Below are 18003 nucleotides of genomic sequence, written 5' to 3' on the forward strand. Positions count from 1 at the left end.
CGCCGCCGCCCCGTGCGGCGGGGCGCCGGCGCGGCGGGCGCGGGACGGTGGCGCGGCCGAGCCGGTTCCTCGCCCGGGGCGTGTTCGCCGCGCAGCGCCGCCCGGCGGCGCCTCATGGAGTTCAGACGCGCAGCAGGGCCTTGATGGCGCGGCGTTCGTCCATGGCCCGGTAGGCCTCGGCGGCCCGGTCGAGGGGCAGGTCGAGGTCGAAGACCTTGCCGGGGTCGATGGTCCGGTTCCAGACCAGGCCGATCAGCCGCGGCAGGTACTGGCGTACCGGGGCGGGTCCGCCGTGGAGGTGGACGTGGGAGAAGAACAGCTCCTGGCCGTCCAGCGCGACGTCGTGGGAGACGCCGACGTAGCCGACGTGCCCGCCGGGGCGGGCGGAGCGGATGGGGGTGTGACCCGGATACGCGTCAAAGGGGCAATGAGTTGATCTTGAAGCCGTGAGCGTCCGGCCCGTCACCCGTTCGGCTCAACGTCGTCGGTGGTGATGTTGACCATCGTCTTGGGGCCTGGGGTGGGTTGTGACCTCGATCGAGCGGACCGCGTATCCGCGGTTCAAACGGCTGATCACCGCGCATGAGCTGCATCTGCTCTCGCCGGCTCGTGACGAGCTGAAGTGGGCGGCCGGGGCGACGGACGGGGATGAGCATCTGCCGGCCTTGTTGCTGACGCTGAAGTCGTATCAGCGCATGGGGTGCTTTTCGGTGCTGGAGGACGTGCCGGAGCAGGTGGTGGAGTTCGTGCGGCGGCAGGTGGAGCTGCCGGAGGGCACGCTGCCGGTGTACCGGGCGAAGCGGACCGCCAAGCACCACCGGGGCCTGGTCCGCAAGCGGGTCGGCGTGGCGTACGACCAGGGGGAGGCCCGGCGGATCGCCGAGGCGTCGATCCGCAGGGAGGCCGCGCCGGATCCCCACGACGCGGCGCGTGCGGAAAGCGCTCCTCGCGGCGTCCCGGCAGGCATGGGGCATCTCCGCCGGGTCGGACCGCTCGATGCCGGGCGCGGTGGGCAGTGCCCCGGCCTCCGGGCCGGCGGACCGCGGCGCCGGCTGGTACCTGCGGCGCTACCCCGGTGACCCGGTGGTGGGAACCGCCTTCCGCTCCGTACTGGGCCTCTGCGCACCCGTCACCAGCCTGTTCGCCCCCTCCGCGGCCCGTGCCGTCCTCCTCCGGCCGCCCATGCCGACGCCGGCCGAGCCGCCGACGTCACCGGAGGAACCCGGGGCCTGAGGAAGTGCGGCAGCTGATGGTCTGTCCGGCTGTCCGGCTGGGTGGGCGGTCGCAGCCTTCTGGGCCTGGCGGGGGACGGTCTGGGCTTGTCGAGGTGCCCGTGCACCGTGAAACGGGGCACGCCGAATCTGCCGGGGATCTGCTGGACGGTCTTCTCCCGCTCGTCGTCGTAGAGCCGCTGGACGAGCACGGGCTGGTCCGCGGTGAGCTCGGCCTGCGCCCGCCGTCTGTTCCGGCGGCGGATCCAACGCGTTCGGCGCGGGATTCCATCTCCACGCTCACGTCACTCCGCCCGGTGGGCAGAACCCACGCCGAACCCTACGGTTCACCCGGGGTCGCCCAGCTGATCAGAGAGGCTGGCGAGGCGCCGCGAGTACGTCCCTGAGCACCTTCTCGAGCGTGACGCGGGCCAGTTCGTGTCTCAGGGTCTCCTCGATGTCCTGGTAGATGCCCCGCATTGCCGGCTGGATGCCGTGCCCCACCACGCATCCCTGGTCCGGGGTGGTGCGGTGCATCGCGAACAGCGGGCCGGGTTCCACTGCCTCGTACACGTCGAGCAGGGTGATCGACCCCAGCTCGCGCGCCAGCGACCAGCCCGCGCCCGCGCCCCGCCGGGACTCCACGAGCCCGGCCCTGCGCAGCTCGCCGAGCAGCCGCCTGATCACCACGGGGTTGGTGTTCGCGCTGGCTGCGATCTTCTCGGAGGTGGCGACCTCGTGGCCCTGGCGCTGGTAGAGACCGATCCAGGCCAGCGCATGGGCGGCAATGGTCAGCCTGCTGTTGGCGCTCATGATCCCTCCTCCGGTCGCAACGCTCCATGTTACGACAGTGCAGTCGCAACAGTGAAGGTTGCGACAATCCGTCGTAACGGTTACCGTTACGACGGCCGGGAAGGGTCAATCAAAGACAAGCGCGGATCGTGAGCGTGTTGCGAACTCAAAGGAGAACAGGAATGGAAAGTAACGAAAAGACCGTTCGCGAGGCTTACCGGCTCGCGGAAGGGAACGTTCTCGACGGTGACGGTTTCCTGACCTTGTTCACCGAGGACGGGTCGTTCAACGACATGTCGACCTCGCAGAGTTTCCGCGGAGAGCAGATTCCTCAGGTGATCGCGGGCCTCGCCCGCTCGTTCCCCGATGTACACCGTGAGCTGCTCGAGGTACATGCGTTCGGTGATGTCGTCGCCGTCGAGTTGCGAATCCAGGGCACGCATCTCGGAGGGTTTCCGACTCCAGCCGGCGAAATCCCACCGACCGGGAACCGGATCGACGTGCCGGCGGCGGACCTCTGGTACCTCCGTGACGGAAAGATCGAAAGGTTCAATTGCTACAACTCGATGAGCGTGTGGCTTGATCAAATCGGGGTCCACCCTGACTTCAAGTCCGCAGTCGAAGCCACCGGGACAGCAGCCACGACGGCGTAACCCTGCCGGTCAGCGCCGAGTATGCGACAAGACACTCCCTTCTTCGGGCCGCATACCCGGCGCTGCTTCCTGAACAAAGTTGTTGTTCGCACCCAACCGCCGACACGACCCGGCACGGCAGGCCGACTCATCGAGTATCAGCAGCCCTGGCCGGCAGGCAGGGCAACGACCCACATCGAGTGACGTTCTCCGGGCCCGCCTCCACGGGACACACGGCTGCGACGAGACCCCACCCCAAAGATCACCGAGGTACGCGGGGCCGGACCGTCCTCCCCCATGCCGCCAAGCCCTGCGCATCCGACGCTGACCGTGGACGAGTTCCACGCGTGCGCGGACCGTGGAGGGCTCGGCCTGCCATGAGTCCGTGACGATCACGAGAACCGGCGCGGAGGCCGGCGTAAGAGACGGCACCACCCGCGCCCCTTGCTCCGCCCCTGGGCAGGACGACGACTCCCGGCTCGACGCCTTGCGGGCCACCCCACCGCCCACGGCCTGGTCCTGGAGATGCTCGCCGGGCCCCTGCCCGGCATCCACGGCCCCACCGGCCCCGGCAAGCTGCTGTTCGCATTCTTCGCGGCGATGGCGGAGACCGAACGGGGGAACATCCGGGAGTCGACGCTGGAGGGGCTCGACACCGCGGCCCGCAAGGGCAAGCACAGCGGCCGACCCCCGGTCATCACCGCCGACATGCTCCACACCGTGCACCGCCGCCGCGCGGGCGGGCGGCGAGTCCGCCGAGCAGATCCAGCCCGACCTGATCACCCCCACCGGCAAGCGCAAGGGACAGAACCCCTCCGTCGCCAGCATCCACCGGGCGCTCGCCGGACACGCCAAGCGCGAGGCGTACCCCGAAGCCGTCGAGGCCGCGCACGCCGACTTCGCCGCCCTGAAGGCCAGGGACGTTCCCGCCCCGCGTACGGCGGACCGGCCGGAGCCCACCCGGTACCTCGCGGTCCTCCAGTTCGAAGAGGGCGGCCCGGCCGTCACCGGCGAGTGGACCGACGACGCTCCCGCCCTGCGCACGTACCGCGGCTGGGCCGGGCTGTACGGCAGCCAGGACAGCGTGGTCATCCGCCTCATCGACCATCACCGGCATCACGTACCGGACCCACCGCTTCGCCACCGCGGCCCCGCCCTTCACATCGCGTAGTCGGCGGCACGCTAACGGGACTGTGCCCACCCAGGGGAGCAAAGGCCAAGAGCATCACCCTCGTACGAGGCTGTGGTCTCTCCGGGGCACTCAGGCTGCCCGTCAGGGCTTCAAGATCAACTCATTGCCCCTTTGACGCGTATCTGGGTCACACCCCGGATGGCCTGCCACATCGACTCCTGGGTGCCGACCGCCTCACTCACCGAGTGGGCGCCCAGCCCGTCCGTGAGTTCCCTGATCCGGGCCACGCCCTCGTCGCCGCGCTCGGTGACGATGCCGGTCGCCCCGTACTCCAGGGCGAGTTTCTGCCGCGGTTCGTGACGGCTCATGGCGGCTCATGGCGATGATCCGCTCCGCGCCGAGCTGTGCGGCCGCGAGCACGGCGAGCCGTCCACCCGGAGCGACGCCTTCCGCACCCGCTGGGGCGCCCATGACGTCCGCCACCACGGCACCGGCGTGAAGCGGTTCCACCACCCGGTGGTCGGCGACCTCACCCTCGCCTACGAGGGCCTGGAGATGGCCGCCGAACCGGGCCTGACCCTCACCGTCTGCACCGCCGAACCCGGCTCGCCCTCCGAGGAGGGGCTGCGCCCGCTCGCGTCCTGGGCCGCCGACCGGGGGATCGGCTCCCCGTCGCGGCCCCTCACGGCCGGCTGACGGCCCGCTCGCGCGGGCCGGGCCGGGCACCCGTACGATCACGGCGTGAATCTCGGCGACGGAGAGCCCGACGAGCCCGACGACAGGGAGTGCGCGCGCCGCTGGCTCGTCGCGCAGGGTGCGTGGCAGGACGCCGACGGGGTCTGGAGCGATCCGGACGTCCTCGGCCGGCGGCCGGACCAGCGCGTCTTCGCGCAGGCTTGGGCGGGCATCGCGATGGAGACGCCCGAGCTCGGCGACGCCGGGGCCATCCGTGTGGTCCTGGGCCTGATGGACCTGTTCGGCGAACCGTCGCTGACCGGGGAGTTCGCCGTGTTCGTCGACGCGTACGACGAGACCCGCGAGAGGCTCTGGGAGGCGTACCGGCCGCGGCTGGAGGCCGTCGGGGAGCCGGTGGGGGTGGTCGACTCGCTGCGGTACTGGTTCCTGGACGGCTTCCACGCCGGGGACGCCTTCCACGGCGTGCTGGGCAGGGACGTTCCCGGCCTGGTGGAGCGGCTCCGCCCCGGGGCGCCGGGGCGCGACCCGCTCCTGCGCCGGGCGCGCCGGGTCCTGGCCGTCTCCGGCCCGGTTCCGTGGGAGGCGAAGCGGGCGGCGTACGAGGCCGCGGCCGCCGTCCCGGACCTCCGCGACGTGCTGGAGTCGGACCCGGCCGCCGCCGGTCCGCGACGCCGCCCGGTGTGACCGGTCACACCGGGCGGACCCCCGGCCGGCCCCCGTCCGGAAGAGCCGGCTCGGCGCAGGAAGAAGGCCGCCTCCGGCGGTGACGGCACGGTGCCGTCACCGCCGGAGCGGCCGGGCGGTGGTGCGGCCGCCGGTCAGGCCGTCCGCTGCCGCCGGGCGGCCATCACCGCGTAGACGACGACCCCCGCGAACAGGAACAGCACGCCCTGGTACACCGCCGTGTACCCGGCGCCCGCGACCAGCCAGAGGGAGAAGGCCGCCGCGACGGCCGCGACCGCGGCGTCCCGTACCAGGCGCGCCCGGTCGACCTTCTCGCGCCGCCCCGACAGGAGGTGGAAGATCTGCGCGGCGGTGGCCAGCAGGTAGGGCACGGTCGCGGTGAACGTGGTGACCAGGACCAGGATCTCGAAGACCTTCGCCGAACCCGACGTGTAGTTGTAGACGGTGAGCAGCGAGGCGAGGACGACGGTGACGCCGACGCCGACGGTGGGGACGCCCCGCCGCCTGCGCGCGAAGGCGGCGGGGAACAGGCCGTCCCGCGCCGCGGCGTACGGGGTCTGCGCGCTCAGCAGCGTCCACCCGTTGAGGCAGCCGGTCATCGACACCAGCGCGGCGAGCGCGACGGCCCAGCCGCCCCAGCTGCCGCCGAACATGGCGTTCACGGCGTCGGAGAAGGGCGCGGTGGACTCCACCAGACGGTCGTGGGCGACCGTGCCGAAGACGGCCAGCGTGCCCAGCAGGTAGACGAGCGCCGCGCCGACGGTGCCGATGACGGTGGCGCGTCCCACGTTGCGCCGGGCGTCCCTGACCTCGCCCGCGCTGACGGCGGCGGATTCCACGCCCAGGTAGGAGAAGAGGAGGATGGCGGCGGAGGCGGACACCGCTCCGATCGCGCTGCCGCCGCCCGCCTGGAACGGGCCGAGGTTGTCCGGGTCGAAGAAGAACAGTCCGCCGACCGCGACGAGCAGCAGCGGCGCGAACTTCAGCACGGTGGAGACGAGCTGGACGGCGCCCACGTAGCGGGTGCCCGCGAAGTTGGCGAGCGCCGGCAGCCACTGCAGGACGAGCGCGGCCAGGCACGCGGTCCAGCGGTGGTCGCCGACCGGGATCAGCACGTCGAGGTAACCGACGGCGGCGACGGCGAGCGCCGCGTTCGACACCCAGGTGGTGATCCAGTACGCCCAGGCCGCGAGGAAGCCGGCGAAGTCGCCGAAGGCCTCGCGGGCGTAGACGTAGGGCCCGCCGGTGCTCGGGTTGCGTTCGGCGAGTCTGCCGAAGACCAGGGCGAGGGCGATGGCGCCGACGGTCAGGATGCCGAAGGCGACCAGGCTGATCGTGCCGTAGGGGGCGACGGAGGCCGGGAGCAGGAAGATGCCGCCGCCGATGATGTTGCCCATGACCAGGGCGGTGGCCACGGGCAGCCCGAAGCGGCGGGCGTGCCTGCCGTGGCTGCCGGTGGGGTCTTCGGCGGGTACGGGGGCGGTGGTGGGGGCCGCGGGGATCTCCTGCGGGGCCGGAGCCGACTGCGGGACGGTTCCGGTGACGTGCATGGGGTGGTGCGCCTCTCTTCGAACTGATGCCCGGGATCGCCGGGGCCGCGCCCATGGTCGGACATAACCCCACAGTCCTCCAAATGGCTCGTTTTTGTCTCGCACGGCCCGTCCGGTGCCGTAAAAAGTGAGCTGCCGCAGGACCGGAACCGTGAATCGTCCACCGGCGCCGGGGGGCGGGCCGCCGGACGGCGGGCGGGCCCGGCGGTTCGCTGAGGGGCAGGGGAACGCGGCACGGGGCGGAGGGGGGCCGCCGGGGATCGGTGGCCGGACCGTGTCCGGTACATGGCCACGGGACGCCGGTCCGTGACATCTTCGAGGGGCATGCCCGTACCGTTCGCGTCCCCGGCAGGTCATGACCACGACATCCGGCCCCTGGCAGGGGCACGACTTCGCAGTGCTGCTTCCCGTCCTGACCGCCGGCACGACGGCTGTACTGGGGCTCGGCGCGTACCTCTGCTCACGGTTCACGCGCCGGGCCCTCCGGCAGTACACCCCGCCCGCCGTGTGGCGGGACGCGTCCCTGGCGGCGTCCGCCGCGGCACTCGCCCTCTACCTGTGGGGGTGCCTCCACGTCCTGTTCCTCGAGGACCAGGAGCAGGCCCGCGCGTGCGAACGGGAACGCCCCGAAGGGACGCCGTCCCTGATGGGCCGCAGAGGCGACTTCGTTCCGCTGCGGCTCGTGTGCGAGGCGTCGGACGGCCGCGACTACTCCGTCGTCATCCCCGACTACGTCAACCCGTCCGTCGCCGTCCTGCTGCTGCTCGCCCTCGCCTGCGCCCTCACCTCCGCCGTCCTCCGCCGCAGGACGTGACGCGGCTCCGCCGTTCGCCCGCCCTCCCGGCGCCGTCCCGCACCACGGGATGTGAGACTGCAGGACATGCTCATACAGTCCCTCACCGCGATCGGCGTGCTCGCCGTGCTGACCATGGTGCCCGGGCCGGACATGGCCATCGTGACGAAGCGGGCGGTCTCCTCCGGGTGGCAGGACGGGCTGCGGACGGTCGGCGGCATCACCGGGGGGCTGCTCGTCTGGGGCGTTCTCACCGTCGCGGGCCTCGCCGCGCTCCTGGCCGCCTCCGCCGCCGCGTACACCGCGGTCAAGCTGGCGGGGGCCGTCTACCTGATCCTCCTCGGCGTCCAGGCACTGGTCCACAGCCGGCGAGGCGGGGCCCAGGACGTGGGCGCCCTCCCCGACGCCCCTGCCGGCAATCCCTGGCGGACCGGCCTGGTCGGCAACGTGCTCAACCCCAAGATCGCCGTCTTCTACACCGGCCTGCTGCCGACACTGGCCCCGTCCGGGCTCTCCCCCCACACCGGCATGGCACTGCTGGTCCTCGTCCACGCGGCGCTGACCGCCGTGTGGCTCGGCGGCTACGTGATGCTGCTGGCCAGGGCCCGCGCCTTCTTCCAGAGGCCCGCCGTGCGCCGGGCCATGGACCGCGTCACCGGCGTCGTCCTGATCGGGTTCGGTCTGAAGGTCGCCGCGGCACAGCCCTGAGCGCCGGCTCCGCCGATCACCCCGGCACGTCCGGCGGGCCGCGCGCCCGGGGGCGGGGACGGCACGGCCGCCGGCCGGTTTTCCGGAGGGATGTCGTCCGCGCCCGTGTCGCCATCAGAATGGCGTCGGGCCGCGCGTGGAGGTGGGGATGGCCGCATCGGACGCGGACGCCGTGACGCTGGTTCACCGCCGCAAGTCCCCCATGCCGGGCGTGCGCAAGACGCTCCGTGGTCTGACGCCCCTGGTCGTCGCGGTCGTCAGCCTGGTGGTCCTGTTGCGCGCCGACGGCGAAGGCCCGCTGCGGACCGTGGCCGGGGGGCTGCTGGCGGCATCCGGAGCGGTGCTGATCTGCTGGGGTGCGTGGTGGCTGGTCGACGGCATCACCGACCTGCTCGCCTGGCGAGTGCTTCAGCACGGGCCCCGGAACGCCATGCGGCTGAGCGCCTGGGGCGTCGAGTACGACCCGTCGTGGCGGGGCGGCGGGTTCCGGATGTCGGTGCCCTGGTCCGAGGTGACCGGCGCCGAGTTCCGCCCGGGACTGGGCTCGACCCCGATCTTCTGCGTCGCCGCGGACGGCCGGCATCCGGCCCCGCCGGACGGCGGCCCGCTGCGGCATCCGCGGCCCTCGCAGCCGAGCGACCGCGCCCTGGCACGGGCCGACGCGCAGGAGCCCGCCCCGGACACCGATCGCGCGATGCTGGCGAACGCCCACCTCTTCGGCACGCCGATGGTGGTCGACCTGAAGCTTTGCGAGGGCCTGGACGTCGACGAGCTCGACCGCCTGCTCCAGCGGTGGACGGACGGGCGCTGCCGCTGCCTGCCCCCGGACTGGGTCCGCCGGAAGTGGGCCCAGGGCACGGGGTGAGTCCGGCCCGCCGTACGCCACACCGGCGAAGCCGCCGTGGCCCTTCCCCCAGCCGTGCCGCGACCGCGGCCTCCGGACTGCTGCTCGGCTGGGCGACGTACAGCCCGCACGGCACGACACCCCTGCTGGAGCGGGCGGCCAACTCGTCGTCCACCTGGATCGTCTGGGCCGCCGCGGCCGGCGCGCTGATCCCCTCCCGGCCGCTCGCCGTCCGGAGCGGGGCTCTGATGATGCTCGCCACCTGCGGCGGCTGCTACGCGGCATCCGCGCTCGGGAACACCTTCGGCGCCGGGGGCTCGGGACCGCCGCCGTGTGGGTGGCGGCGGGGCCGGCCGGAGGGCCGCTGCTGGGATGGGCCGGACGGACGGTACGGCGCGGACGGGGGACGTCCGGGCGGTGGCCGGGGCCGTCATCGCGACGGTGGCGCCGGGAGAAGGGCTCCGGCTGGGCCTGGAACTCCGCCACTGGGGAGAGGCGACCGTCTTCCTGGCCGTCGGTGCGCTGCTCACCGCTCCCCTGACAGCCGGTCCGGCGCGCGCCCGGGCGCCCCGCCACTGGTTGTGCGCCGTACTCGCTCCCGTGGGCGGTCTCGCCTTCCGCCTCGTCGAACCGGCCGTCCTCGACGGCCTGCTCGGGTCGGCGTCGGTACAGCCCCGCCCACTTCCATGCGGCGGGACAGCAGGCATCCGGTCAGCGCGGCGGCGAGGCCGGCCAACCCGGCGACCGCGAAGCCGCCCGCCGGTACGGAGGCGTCGATCGCCACCCCGGCGAGCGGGGATCCGAGCGCGAATCCCGCGCTCTGCGCCGAGGACTGCAGACCTGTCGCCTCGCCCCGCACGCCGGCCGGCGCCAGTCGGCTCACCGCGTCGGCCACCGCGGAAAGGGTCGGCGCGGCGAGGAACCCGGTGCCGACAACGGCCACGCACAACCAGGGCCAGTCGTGGGCGAGCCCGGCGGGAATCGTCACGATCCCGAGCGAGCCGAGCAGCAGCCATGTGGGCAGCGGCCGGGACAGGGAGCCGTACACCAGCCCGCCGACGACGGAGGCCACGCCGAGCGCGACCACGACCAAGGCGGCCCAGGACACCTGGCCCGCCTCTTCGAGGGTGGCGACGATGGCGAGATCGACACCGCCGAGCAGCGTCGTGGTGCCGAACGCCATCGTCAGCACGGCGATCATGCCCACACCCAGCCACTCCCGGCGCGGGGGCCGTCCGGCCGCACCGGCGTCCGCCTCGTCCCCGGCACGCAGCGGCGGGTCGAGCAGGGCGATCCCGGTTCCACCGGCCACGATCGCGGCGCCGACCCCCCACACCACCACATCGGGGGACGCCGTCGCGGCGCACAGGATCACGATCGCCGGACCCGTCATGTACGACAGCTCGCCCTGCACCGACTCCAGCGCGAACGCGGCCCGGCGCTGTTCCGACGTCGTCATCGCGGCGATCGCCTGCCTGGTCACCGGCTGGGCCGGCACCATCAGCAGACCCGCCGCGAAGGCGGCGCCCACCAGGGCCCCGTACCGCAGGATCGGCACGCTCAGCCAGAACACGGCCTGCGCCACGACGGTCACCAGCAGCGCCGGGCGCAGGCCCCGTCGGTCGATCACGCTGCCGAGCAGCGGTCCGCCCAGTGCCGACCCGGCGGTGAGAGCCGCCGCGACACCGCCGGCCGCCGCGTAGTTCATGTCCAGGCCCAGCACGGCATACGTCATCAGTGCCATCACGTCGGCCGTGATCGCGGTACGGGCGAGAAAGGAGACGCCCAGCAGCGATGGCATCCCCGGGACGGCGAGCACCTGTCGGTATCCGGTCACTCACATGATGCTGGATCGTCCGCCGGGCCATAGGTAGTGGCCAATCCGCTGTCGCCGACATAATGAATCCTTATGGCCGGGGATCTCGAAATCGCCTTGCTGCGGTCCTTCGTCGCCATCGTGCGGGCGGGCAGCATCAGCCGTGCCGCGACCGCGCTCGGACATACCCAGCCCGCTCTCAGCCAGCAGGTGCGCAGGCTGGAGAGGGCCGTCGGCCGTCCACTGCTCCACCGGTCAGCATCCGGTGTCTCGCCGACCCGGGCGGGCGAGGAACTCCTGCCGTACGCCGAGCGCATCCTCTCGCTCTCCGCGCAGGCACTCGCCGAGACCGGGCGCACGCTCACCGGCCGCTGCGGTGTCGGGCTGCTCGAAGACCTCGCCGCGTCCCGGCTTCCGCAGGTCCTCGCCGACCTGGCCCGGCTGCACCCCGGCGCGGTCCTGGAGGTGCTCAGCCTGCCCGACGCCGCGATGCGGGAGGCCTACGACGCGGGCCGTGTCCACCTCGTGCTCAACGAGGTGCCGGCCGTGCCCGGACCGCCGCGCTGGACCGTACGCCGCCCGCTGGTCTGGGCGGTCGGCCAGGGCGTGGACGTGGCGGCCGATCCGCTGCCGGTGGTGCTGTTCTCCAACACGTGCTCCTGGCGTACGTCGGTGCTGGAAACCCTGGAACGCGCCGACCGGCCCTGGCGGGTGGTCTTCGAAAGCAACAGCCTGGCCGGTGTGCTCGCCGCGCTGCGGGCCGGGCTCGGCGTCGCGGCGCTCATGCCCGCGAACCTCGAACCGGCCATGGCCTGCCAGGCCGCGGACGCCCTCCCCGCCCTGCCGGACGTCGAGCTCGGCCTCGCACGGCACCCGCGGTCCGAGGGCGATCCGCTGGTCGACGCCGTCGAGACCGCGCTGCGGCGCACGGTGTGAGTGCCGCGGCCGGACCGGAGTGCGCCGGGGCGGGCCGACGCGGGCGGGCCTGCGCACGAAGCCCGGAGGTCAGGGGTCGCGGGGTCACCAGGCCGGACTCGTGGGCGAAGACCACGGGCTGGGCCCGGTCACGGGCACGGAGTTTGGTCACGGCCCGGTTGACGTGGGTCTTCGCGGTCAGCGGGCTGATCACCGTCCGGGCCGCGATCTCGTCGTCGGACAGGCCCCGTGCGACCGGGGCGACGGCCTCGCGCTCGCGGCCGGTCAGCTCCTCCAGCCCCGCGACGGCGCCGGCGGGGGGCGGCCTCCGCCACCGCGACGGCGCGGTGCCCCGCCCGTACGGCCGTGTGGACCGCGAACGGGTACGCGACGGCAGGCACGCCGGACCCGGCCGCCCGTTGCCCACCGCGCACAGCCCGGTGACGGCCAGAAGGGGAACCGGAGCCCGCCGTCCGGCTGCCAGCGCCGGGCCGCCGGACGCCAGCGGCGCGCAGCCGAGCAGATCGGGGCCCTCGGCGGAGCGCTGCCCGGACAGCCCGGTGACCAGCAGCGCCGCCGCCACGCCGACGGCGATCGCCCAGTCCCCGGCACCGGCACGAACGCCGAACCGTCCTTCGCCCATGCGCACCCCAGCCGGACGCCGACGCGGGCGGATCCCGCTCGTGGACGATCGGGCGGCCACCGCGTCCGCGGTACCTCCGCGGTTCCTGCCGCGTCCGCGGTAGCCGGACGCGGCGTGGGCGGCGGGCCGGATTCCCGCCGAGGCCGGGTGCCGGGGGAAGCGGCGTCCGGCCGCCGTGATGTCCGGCGAGGCCGTGGTGCGCGGCACCGAGGCCGTGCTGGCGGACGTACGCCGCTGCCGGCCGGCCGCCTTCCGGCACGCTCCGCGCCCGCGGCGTGGGGAGCGCGGAGCGTACCGCGCGGCGACGGGACCGCGCGCCGGGCGGCGCCGCCCTCTGCCGCTGCCGTGCCGCGATCCCGGCCGACTTCAATCCGCCCGGGCCGCCCGCCGCCGGGGCCCCCGCCCGGTCGTTCCGCGGTCGCCGCGCGGGTCAGCCCGCGGAGGCGGGGCCCGGCGGCAGGTGGACGGTCATGATCAGGTGGCAGGTCCCGGTGCCCGCACCGCGGTAGGTGTGGGAGGTGTCGCCGTCGAAGGTGGCGGTCTGGCCGGCTTCGACGGTGTGCTCGGCACCGTCGACGACCAGGGTCATCCGGCCGGAGGTGACGCTGACGGTCTCCACGACCCCGGCCTGGTGGGGGTGGCTGGGGTACTCCTCGCCCGGCTCCAGCCGCCAGCGCCAGACCTCGACGGGGGCCGGTCCCGAGGTCGTCAGCATGAGCCGGGCCTCGCTGCCCCGTTCTCCCGTCCACAGCGGGGCGACGGCGTCGGCGGCCACGACGCGGACGCGGCCCTCGGGCGGCCCCTGCATCAGGGCGGACACCGAGATGCCGAGGGTGTCGGCCAACCGGACCAGGGTGGCCAGGTTGGGGTTGCCCTGGGCTTTCTCCAGTCCCACCAGGGCACCCTTGCTGACTTGGGCGCGCCGGCTGAGTTCCTCCAGGGACAGGCCCGCGCGGGTGCGGGCCGCCCGGACGTTGTGCGCGACCGTCCGCAGGGCCGCGGCTGTCTCGGCCACCTGATCACCATCCTCACAGAAGGATCATTCGAATGCACCGTCCGGTCGTTTGATTGACGGCGTCCGGTCGTTCTGTTGTACGGTTTGGTCGTTCCACTGAATGCTAAGGGATCGTGCCGTGATCGCTCTGCTGCTGGCCCTGGGCAGCTCACTCGCCTACGGGTGCGCCGACTTCCTCGGCGGCCTCGGCGCCCGGCAGGCCCACGTCCTGCGGACCGTGATGGTCGCGGCTCCGGCCAGCCTCGCGGTCGAGCTGCTGCTGTGGCCGCTGCTCGGTGCCTCGTTCGGCGCCGGGGCCCTGGGCTGGGGTGCCGCCTCCGGAGTCGCCTCGGCCGCCGCGTTCGCCCTGCTCTACCGCACCCTGGCGATCGGTCCGATGAACGTGCTGTCGCCCGTGACCGCCCTGGTGTCCGCCGTACTGCCGGTGGGGGTGGGGCTGGTGCAGGGCGAGCACCTGGGTCCGGCCGGGCTGCTGGGCCTGCCGCTCGCGCTGGTGGCGGTGGTACTGGTCAGCGCCGGGCACGGCGCCGGGTCGGCGCGCCCCTCCCGTACCGCCCTGCTGTCGGCCTTCGGCGCGGGCGCCGCCATCGCCCTCCAGCTCGTCTTCCTCCACCAGGCGCCGTCCGACAGCGGGGTGGCCCCGCTGATCGTGGGCCGGGCGGTCTCCTCGGCCGTCACCCTGGCCGCGGCCGGGCTGATGCACCGCAGACTGGGACCGGAGCGGCCCGCGTACGCGGTGTCGGCCACCGCGGGCGTGCTGGACTCGGTGGCGAACCTGCTGTTCCTGCTCGCCGTCCGCAGCGGGGACCTCGCCGTCGTCGCCGTGATCACCGCCCTCTACCCGGCCGGCACGGTCCTGCTCGCCCGCGGCGTGCTCGCCGAACGCGTCCACCGCGGGCAGCTCGTCGGCCTGGGCACCGCCGCCGTCGCCGTCAGTCTCCTCGCCCTCGCCTGAACCGCAGCCCGACCCCACCGGAACGACCCGTCGGAACACCCGCCGGACCAACCACCGGAGCAAGGAGAGCAGCATGCTGGTCCACCCCTGGGACGCCGCTCTGGACGACGCCGAATGGCAGGCCTGGATCGCCGAAGGCCACGACTTCGGGCAGCTCTGCGTCAACGGCCTGCCCGGCCACCCGCCCACCGTCGTCCCCACCCACTTCGCCCGCGACGACCGCGACCTCCTGATCCACCTCGCCCGGCCCAACCCGGTGTGGGGGGCGATCGAGCACGACCCGAACGTCGTCCTCACCGTCATCGGCGACCACGCCTTCGTCCCCGGCCCCTGGCGCGCCCCGGCCGGCACCCCGCCCACCGACGGCGTGCCCACCAGCTACTACGCGGCGGTGCGGTTCACCTGCCGTGCCCACGTCGTCGACGATCCCGAGGCCAAGGCCGAACTCCTGCGCCGTCAACTCGCCCACTTCCAGCCCGCGGGCGATCATGCCCTCGTTGTCGTCGGCCGGCCCCCCTACGGCCGGATGCTGTCCGGCATCCGCGGCCTGCGCCTGGAAGTCGCCGGCGTGGTCGCCAAGTTCAAGTACGACGACCACAAGCCCGTCGAGCACCGCGCCGCCGTCGCCGACCGTCTCACCGCACGCGGCCAGGGTCTCGACGCGTCCGCCGCACGCCGGCAGCGGCAGCGCCTGGACCGCATCGGCCCCTGGAAGCCCTGACCCGCCCGCACGCGCCCCGCCCCCGCACCCGCCCACGCAGGAAACGGAATCCCGCCCATGACCGCCTTCCGCATCGCCCCCGCCGTCGCGGACGCCTTCCCCGGCACGCTCATCGCCCTCGTCACCGCCACCGGCCTGCGCGGCCACGAGGACTGGCCCGGCACCGCCGCCGCGCTGGAGGACCTGGAGCAGCGGCTCGCCGACGGCACCTGGCAGCCCGCCGACGAGACCGACCCGCGCATCGGGGCCTGGCATGCCGCCTACCGCTCCTTCGGCACCAATCCCCGGCGCGTCCGCCCCAGCGTCGACGCGCTCGGCCGCCGCCTCGCCAAGAAGGGCGCCCTGCCGCGCATCAACCCGGCCGTCGACTCCTACAACGCCGTCTCCGTCCGCCACGGCCTGCCCGCCGGAGCCTTCGACCTGGACCGCGTCACCGGCGACGTCGACATCCGCCACGCGGACGGCACCGAGACCTTCACCCCGCTCGGCGAACCCGGCACCACCGAGAACCCCAGGCCCGGCGAGGTCGTCTACGCGGACGCCGCCGGCGTCCTGACCCGCCACTGGAACCACCGCGACGCCCACCGCACCCGTGTCACCGAGGACTCCACCCGCGTCGCCTTCGTCCTCGAAACCCTCCGGGCCGCCCACGACGGCCCCCTCCTCAGGGCGGCGGCGGAGGAACTGCGGGGCCTGCTCGCCCCGCACGCCGAACGGACCGGCGTGCACTACCTCGGCCCGGAACACCCCCGGGCCTCCGTCTGAGGCCTCCGCATCCCTCCACCGGCTCGAACGAGCCGGCCGTCCGGATCGCGGGCCCAGGAGCCCGCGGACCGGACGTGCGCGGCGCGCCGCCGCTCGCACGGCTCCGGCGGGAGGGCCGCCCGCCCGGGGTGGGCGGCGAAAGCCAAGAGCGAAAAAGCGGAGACCGAAAAACAAAGGCAGGGAACTCACGCGTTCCCTGCCACTCTCAACGTATAGCGCACAGGGGGGCTTGCCACAAGCCCCGATCCGTGCCGGAGAATCGCCCGGCAAGCCAGAACTTGCTGAAATGGGGGATTCTCTTAATGCGCGTGGTTTTGTCGACTTACGGGTCGCGCGGGGACGTCGAACCGCTGGCGGGACTCGCGGTGCGGTTGCGGGAGCTCGGCGCGGAGGTACGGGTGTGCGCGCCGCCGGACGAGGAGTTCGCGGAGCTGCTGGCCGGTGCCGGCGCGTCGCCGGTGCCGGTCGGCCGGCCGGCGCGGGCGCTGACGACCGGGGCGCCGCCGCGGCCGGCGTCCCTGCCCCAGCGCTCGGCGGAACTGATCGCCGCCCAGTTCGACGCGGTGACCGCGGCGGCCGAGGGGTGCGACGTGCTGGTGGCGACCGGCATGATGCCGGCCGCGGCTGGTGCGCTGTCGGTGGCCGAGAAGCTGGGCATCCCCTCCGTATCCGTGACCTTCCAGCAGATCACCCTGCCGTCGCCGCACCGCCCGCCGCTGGCGTACCCGGGACGGCCGTTCCCGCCGGGAGAGACCGACAACCGGGTGCTGTGGGACCTGGACGCCCGGAGCATCCACGCGCTGTTCGGCGAGGCCCTCAACACCAACCGGGCGGCGGCCGGCCTGCCTCCGGTGGACGACGTCCGCGCCTACGTCATCGGCGACCGGCCGTGGCTGGCGACGGACCCGGTCCTGGACCCGTGGCAGGGGATGCCGGACCTCGGCGTCGTCCAGACCGGCGCGTGGATCCGGCCCGACGAGCGCCCCCTGCCGGACGAGCTGACGGCGTTCCTGGACGCCGGAGCGCCTCCGGTGTACGTGGGCTTCGGCAGCATGCCCCTGCGCGCCGCGACGGACGCCGCCCGGGTGGCCGTCGAGGCGGTCCGCGCACAGGGCCGCCGCGTGATCGTGGCCCGCGGCTGGGCCGACCTGGCCCCGATCGACGGCCGGGACGACTGCTTCGCCGTCGGTGAGGTCAACCAGCAGGCGCTGTTCGGCCGGGTGGCCGCCGTCGTGCACCACGGCGGCGCGGGCACCACGACGACGGCCGCCCGGGCCGGCGCACCCCAGGTGGTGGTCCCCCAGGCGGCGGACCAGCCGTACTGGGCGGGGCGGGTGGCCGAGCTGGGCATCGGCGCGGCGCACGACGGCCCGGTTCCGACCTTCGAGTCCCTGTCTGCCGCCCTCGAAACCGCCCTGCTCCCCGGGACCCGTGCCCGGGCGAGGGCCGTGGCCGGCGCGGTCCGCGCCGACGGGGCGGCGGTGGCCGCGAGGCTGCTGCTCGACACGGCCGGCCGGGAGAGGCCGCCCGTGCCCGCCTGAACCCGTACCGGATCGCCGAGCCGGGGCCCCCGCGTGTTTCCGCCGCGGCGGAAACACGCGGGACACTCCCGCGCCGACGCCGGGCGCTTCCGCGCGTCACACGCGAGGCGCGTGCCGGTCCGGGGCGGCTCTCGGCCGGTCGACGTCGCCGGCCTCGCGCACGCCCGGCTTGGGCAGGACGTCGAGGCACATGACGCTGGGGGCCCGGCTGAGCAGGACGAAGTGGCCGGCCGTCTGCCGGCGCCTCCGGAAGACCGACCACTTCCGGACCGGCGTGCCGTGGTCATCGCGGCAGGCGGTCTCGGCCGGGGACACGGTGACGCGGTATTCCCCCGTGCGGAAGCCGGACGCCACGGGCAGGCCCCAAGCCCCGTGGCGTCCGGCGCCAGTCGTCCGCCGGAGGCAGCCGACCACTCGAACCGGCTACTTGATGAGCACGCAGGTGCTGGGGTAGCCGACCTCGCACAGGAAGATGCGGACGTCGGCCACGTTGGAGCCGTTCCCCGTCGCGGAGATCTTGTGGTACTTGCCGTCGTTGACCCAGGAACTGCCGTTCCACTTGTTGTACTTGGTGTAGAGGCTCACAGAGG

The 18003-nt window shown here is 73.8% G+C and carries 16 protein-coding genes and 6 pseudogenes; 13 read left to right on the plus strand and 9 right to left on the minus strand.

All coding sequences use genetic code 11. The features are described 5' to 3' along the window. Window positions 1–121: 121 nt before the first annotated feature. Window positions 122–394: pseudogene (locus ABD358_RS19865) on the minus strand (IMP dehydrogenase); the annotation flags it as partial. 133 nt (window positions 395–527) lie between these two features. Between ABD358_RS19865 and ABD358_RS19870 the strand changes: the two are divergent. Next, a pseudogene (locus tag ABD358_RS19870) lies at window positions 528–845 on the plus strand (DUF4158 domain-containing protein); the annotation flags it as partial. Window positions 846–900: 55 nt separating this feature from the next. After that, a pseudogene (locus ABD358_RS19875) lies at window positions 901–1233 on the plus strand (monooxygenase); the annotation flags it as partial. Between the two features lie 347 nt (window positions 1234–1580). Here ABD358_RS19875 and ABD358_RS19880 read toward each other — a convergent pair. After that, complete coding sequence (locus ABD358_RS19880; protein WP_344632431.1) at window positions 1581–2024, minus strand: Rrf2 family transcriptional regulator; 444 nt, start codon at window positions 2022–2024, stop codon at window positions 1581–1583. A gap of 161 nt (window positions 2025–2185) precedes the next feature. On the opposite strand from ABD358_RS19880, the gene ABD358_RS19885 reads away from it, so the two are divergent. After that, window positions 2186–2656 carry a nuclear transport factor 2 family protein gene (locus ABD358_RS19885; protein ID WP_344632432.1) on the plus strand — a complete coding sequence of 157 codons (471 nt, stop codon included), beginning with the start codon at window positions 2186–2188 and terminating at the stop codon, window positions 2654–2656. A gap of 1305 nt (window positions 2657–3961) precedes the next feature. Here ABD358_RS19885 and ABD358_RS19890 read toward each other — a convergent pair. Continuing rightward, window positions 3962–4199: pseudogene (locus ABD358_RS19890) on the minus strand (zinc-binding dehydrogenase); the annotation flags it as partial. Here ABD358_RS19890 and ABD358_RS19895 point away from each other — a divergent pair. Together ABD358_RS19895 and ABD358_RS19900 are read left to right on the plus strand one after the other, a co-directional pair. Next, a pseudogene (locus ABD358_RS19895) lies at window positions 4188–4463 on the plus strand (MmyB family transcriptional regulator); the annotation flags it as partial. The pseudogenes ABD358_RS19890 and ABD358_RS19895 sit on opposite strands and share 12 nt — an antisense overlap. A gap of 45 nt (window positions 4464–4508) precedes the next feature. Then, window positions 4509–5147: a hypothetical protein gene (locus ABD358_RS19900; protein ID WP_344632433.1), complete on the plus strand. Its 639-nt coding sequence runs from the start codon at window positions 4509–4511 to the stop codon at window positions 5145–5147. A 134-nt stretch (window positions 5148–5281) separates the two neighbouring features. Here the strand turns inward: ABD358_RS19900 and ABD358_RS19905 are convergent, their stop codons facing one another. After that, a complete protein-coding gene (locus tag ABD358_RS19905) occupies window positions 5282–6697 on the minus strand; it encodes an amino acid permease (RefSeq protein ID WP_344632434.1) in 1416 nt (471 codons plus the stop codon). A 355-nt stretch (window positions 6698–7052) separates the two neighbouring features. On the opposite strand from ABD358_RS19905, the gene ABD358_RS19910 reads away from it, so the two are divergent. The 3 genes from ABD358_RS19910 to ABD358_RS19920 all read left to right on the plus strand — a co-directional run bounded on the left by ABD358_RS19910 (window position 7053) and on the right by ABD358_RS19920 (window position 9063). Further along, a complete protein-coding gene (locus ABD358_RS19910) occupies window positions 7053–7511 on the plus strand; it encodes a hypothetical protein (RefSeq protein WP_344632435.1) in 459 nt (152 codons plus the stop codon). Window positions 7512–7577: 66 nt separating this feature from the next. Further along, on the plus strand, window positions 7578–8198 hold the full coding sequence (locus ABD358_RS19915) for a LysE family translocator (protein WP_344632436.1): 621 nt from the start codon (window positions 7578–7580) through the stop codon (window positions 8196–8198). A gap of 148 nt (window positions 8199–8346) precedes the next feature. Further along, on the plus strand, window positions 8347–9063 hold the full coding sequence (locus tag ABD358_RS19920) for a hypothetical protein (RefSeq protein ID WP_344632437.1): 717 nt from the start codon (window positions 8347–8349) through the stop codon (window positions 9061–9063). Between the two features lie 505 nt (window positions 9064–9568). On the opposite strand, the gene ABD358_RS19925 is transcribed toward ABD358_RS19920, so the two are convergent. Beyond that, the gene (locus tag ABD358_RS19925) at window positions 9569–10879 is read right to left on the minus strand and encodes an MFS transporter (protein ID WP_344632438.1); all 1311 of its coding nucleotides are present in this window, start codon (window positions 10877–10879) and stop codon (window positions 9569–9571) included. Window positions 10880–10951: 72 nt separating this feature from the next. On the opposite strand from ABD358_RS19925, the gene ABD358_RS19930 reads away from it, so the two are divergent. Continuing rightward, the gene (locus ABD358_RS19930; protein WP_344632439.1) at window positions 10952–11794 is read left to right on the plus strand and encodes a LysR family transcriptional regulator; all 843 of its coding nucleotides are present in this window, start codon (window positions 10952–10954) and stop codon (window positions 11792–11794) included. Between the two features lie 76 nt (window positions 11795–11870). Here ABD358_RS19930 and ABD358_RS19935 read toward each other — a convergent pair. Continuing rightward, a pseudogene (locus ABD358_RS19935) lies at window positions 11871–12089 on the minus strand (response regulator transcription factor); the annotation flags it as partial. 757 nt (window positions 12090–12846) lie between these two features. Further along, window positions 12847–13431, minus strand: a complete 585-nt coding sequence (locus tag ABD358_RS19940; protein WP_344632440.1) for a helix-turn-helix domain-containing protein — start codon at window positions 13429–13431, stop codon at window positions 12847–12849. Window positions 13432–13549: 118 nt separating this feature from the next. Here ABD358_RS19940 and ABD358_RS19945 point away from each other — a divergent pair, with 118 nt between their 5' ends. From ABD358_RS19945 to ABD358_RS19960, 4 genes are all read left to right on the plus strand, one after another. Further along, window positions 13550–14386, plus strand: coding sequence for an EamA family transporter (locus ABD358_RS19945; protein WP_344632441.1), 837 nt, complete (start codon window positions 13550–13552; stop codon window positions 14384–14386). Window positions 14387–14459: 73 nt separating this feature from the next. After that, window positions 14460–15107: an FMN-binding negative transcriptional regulator gene (locus tag ABD358_RS19950; protein ID WP_344632442.1), complete on the plus strand. Its 648-nt coding sequence runs from the start codon at window positions 14460–14462 to the stop codon at window positions 15105–15107. 57 nt (window positions 15108–15164) lie between these two features. Then, window positions 15165–15872, plus strand: a complete 708-nt coding sequence (locus ABD358_RS19955) for a B3/B4 domain-containing protein (protein ID WP_344632443.1) — start codon at window positions 15165–15167, stop codon at window positions 15870–15872. 302 nt (window positions 15873–16174) lie between these two features. Next, window positions 16175–17413, plus strand: a complete 1239-nt coding sequence (locus tag ABD358_RS19960; RefSeq protein ID WP_344632444.1) for a glycosyltransferase — start codon at window positions 16175–16177, stop codon at window positions 17411–17413. A gap of 96 nt (window positions 17414–17509) precedes the next feature. Here the strand turns inward: ABD358_RS19960 and ABD358_RS19965 are convergent, their stop codons facing one another. Together ABD358_RS19965 and ABD358_RS19970 are read right to left on the minus strand one after the other, a co-directional pair. Then, the gene (locus tag ABD358_RS19965; protein ID WP_344632445.1) at window positions 17510–17728 is read right to left on the minus strand and encodes a hypothetical protein; all 219 of its coding nucleotides are present in this window, start codon (window positions 17726–17728) and stop codon (window positions 17510–17512) included. 108 nt (window positions 17729–17836) lie between these two features. Next, entirely contained in the window at window positions 17837–17998 is a 162-nt protein-coding gene (locus ABD358_RS19970; RefSeq protein ID WP_344632446.1) for a hypothetical protein, read from the minus strand. Window positions 17999–18003 lie beyond the last annotated feature (5 nt).

The sequence above is a fragment of the Streptomyces glaucosporus genome (genome assembly GCF_039533345.1).
Taxonomy (GTDB): domain Bacteria; phylum Actinomycetota; class Actinomycetes; order Streptomycetales; family Streptomycetaceae; genus Streptomyces; species Streptomyces glaucosporus.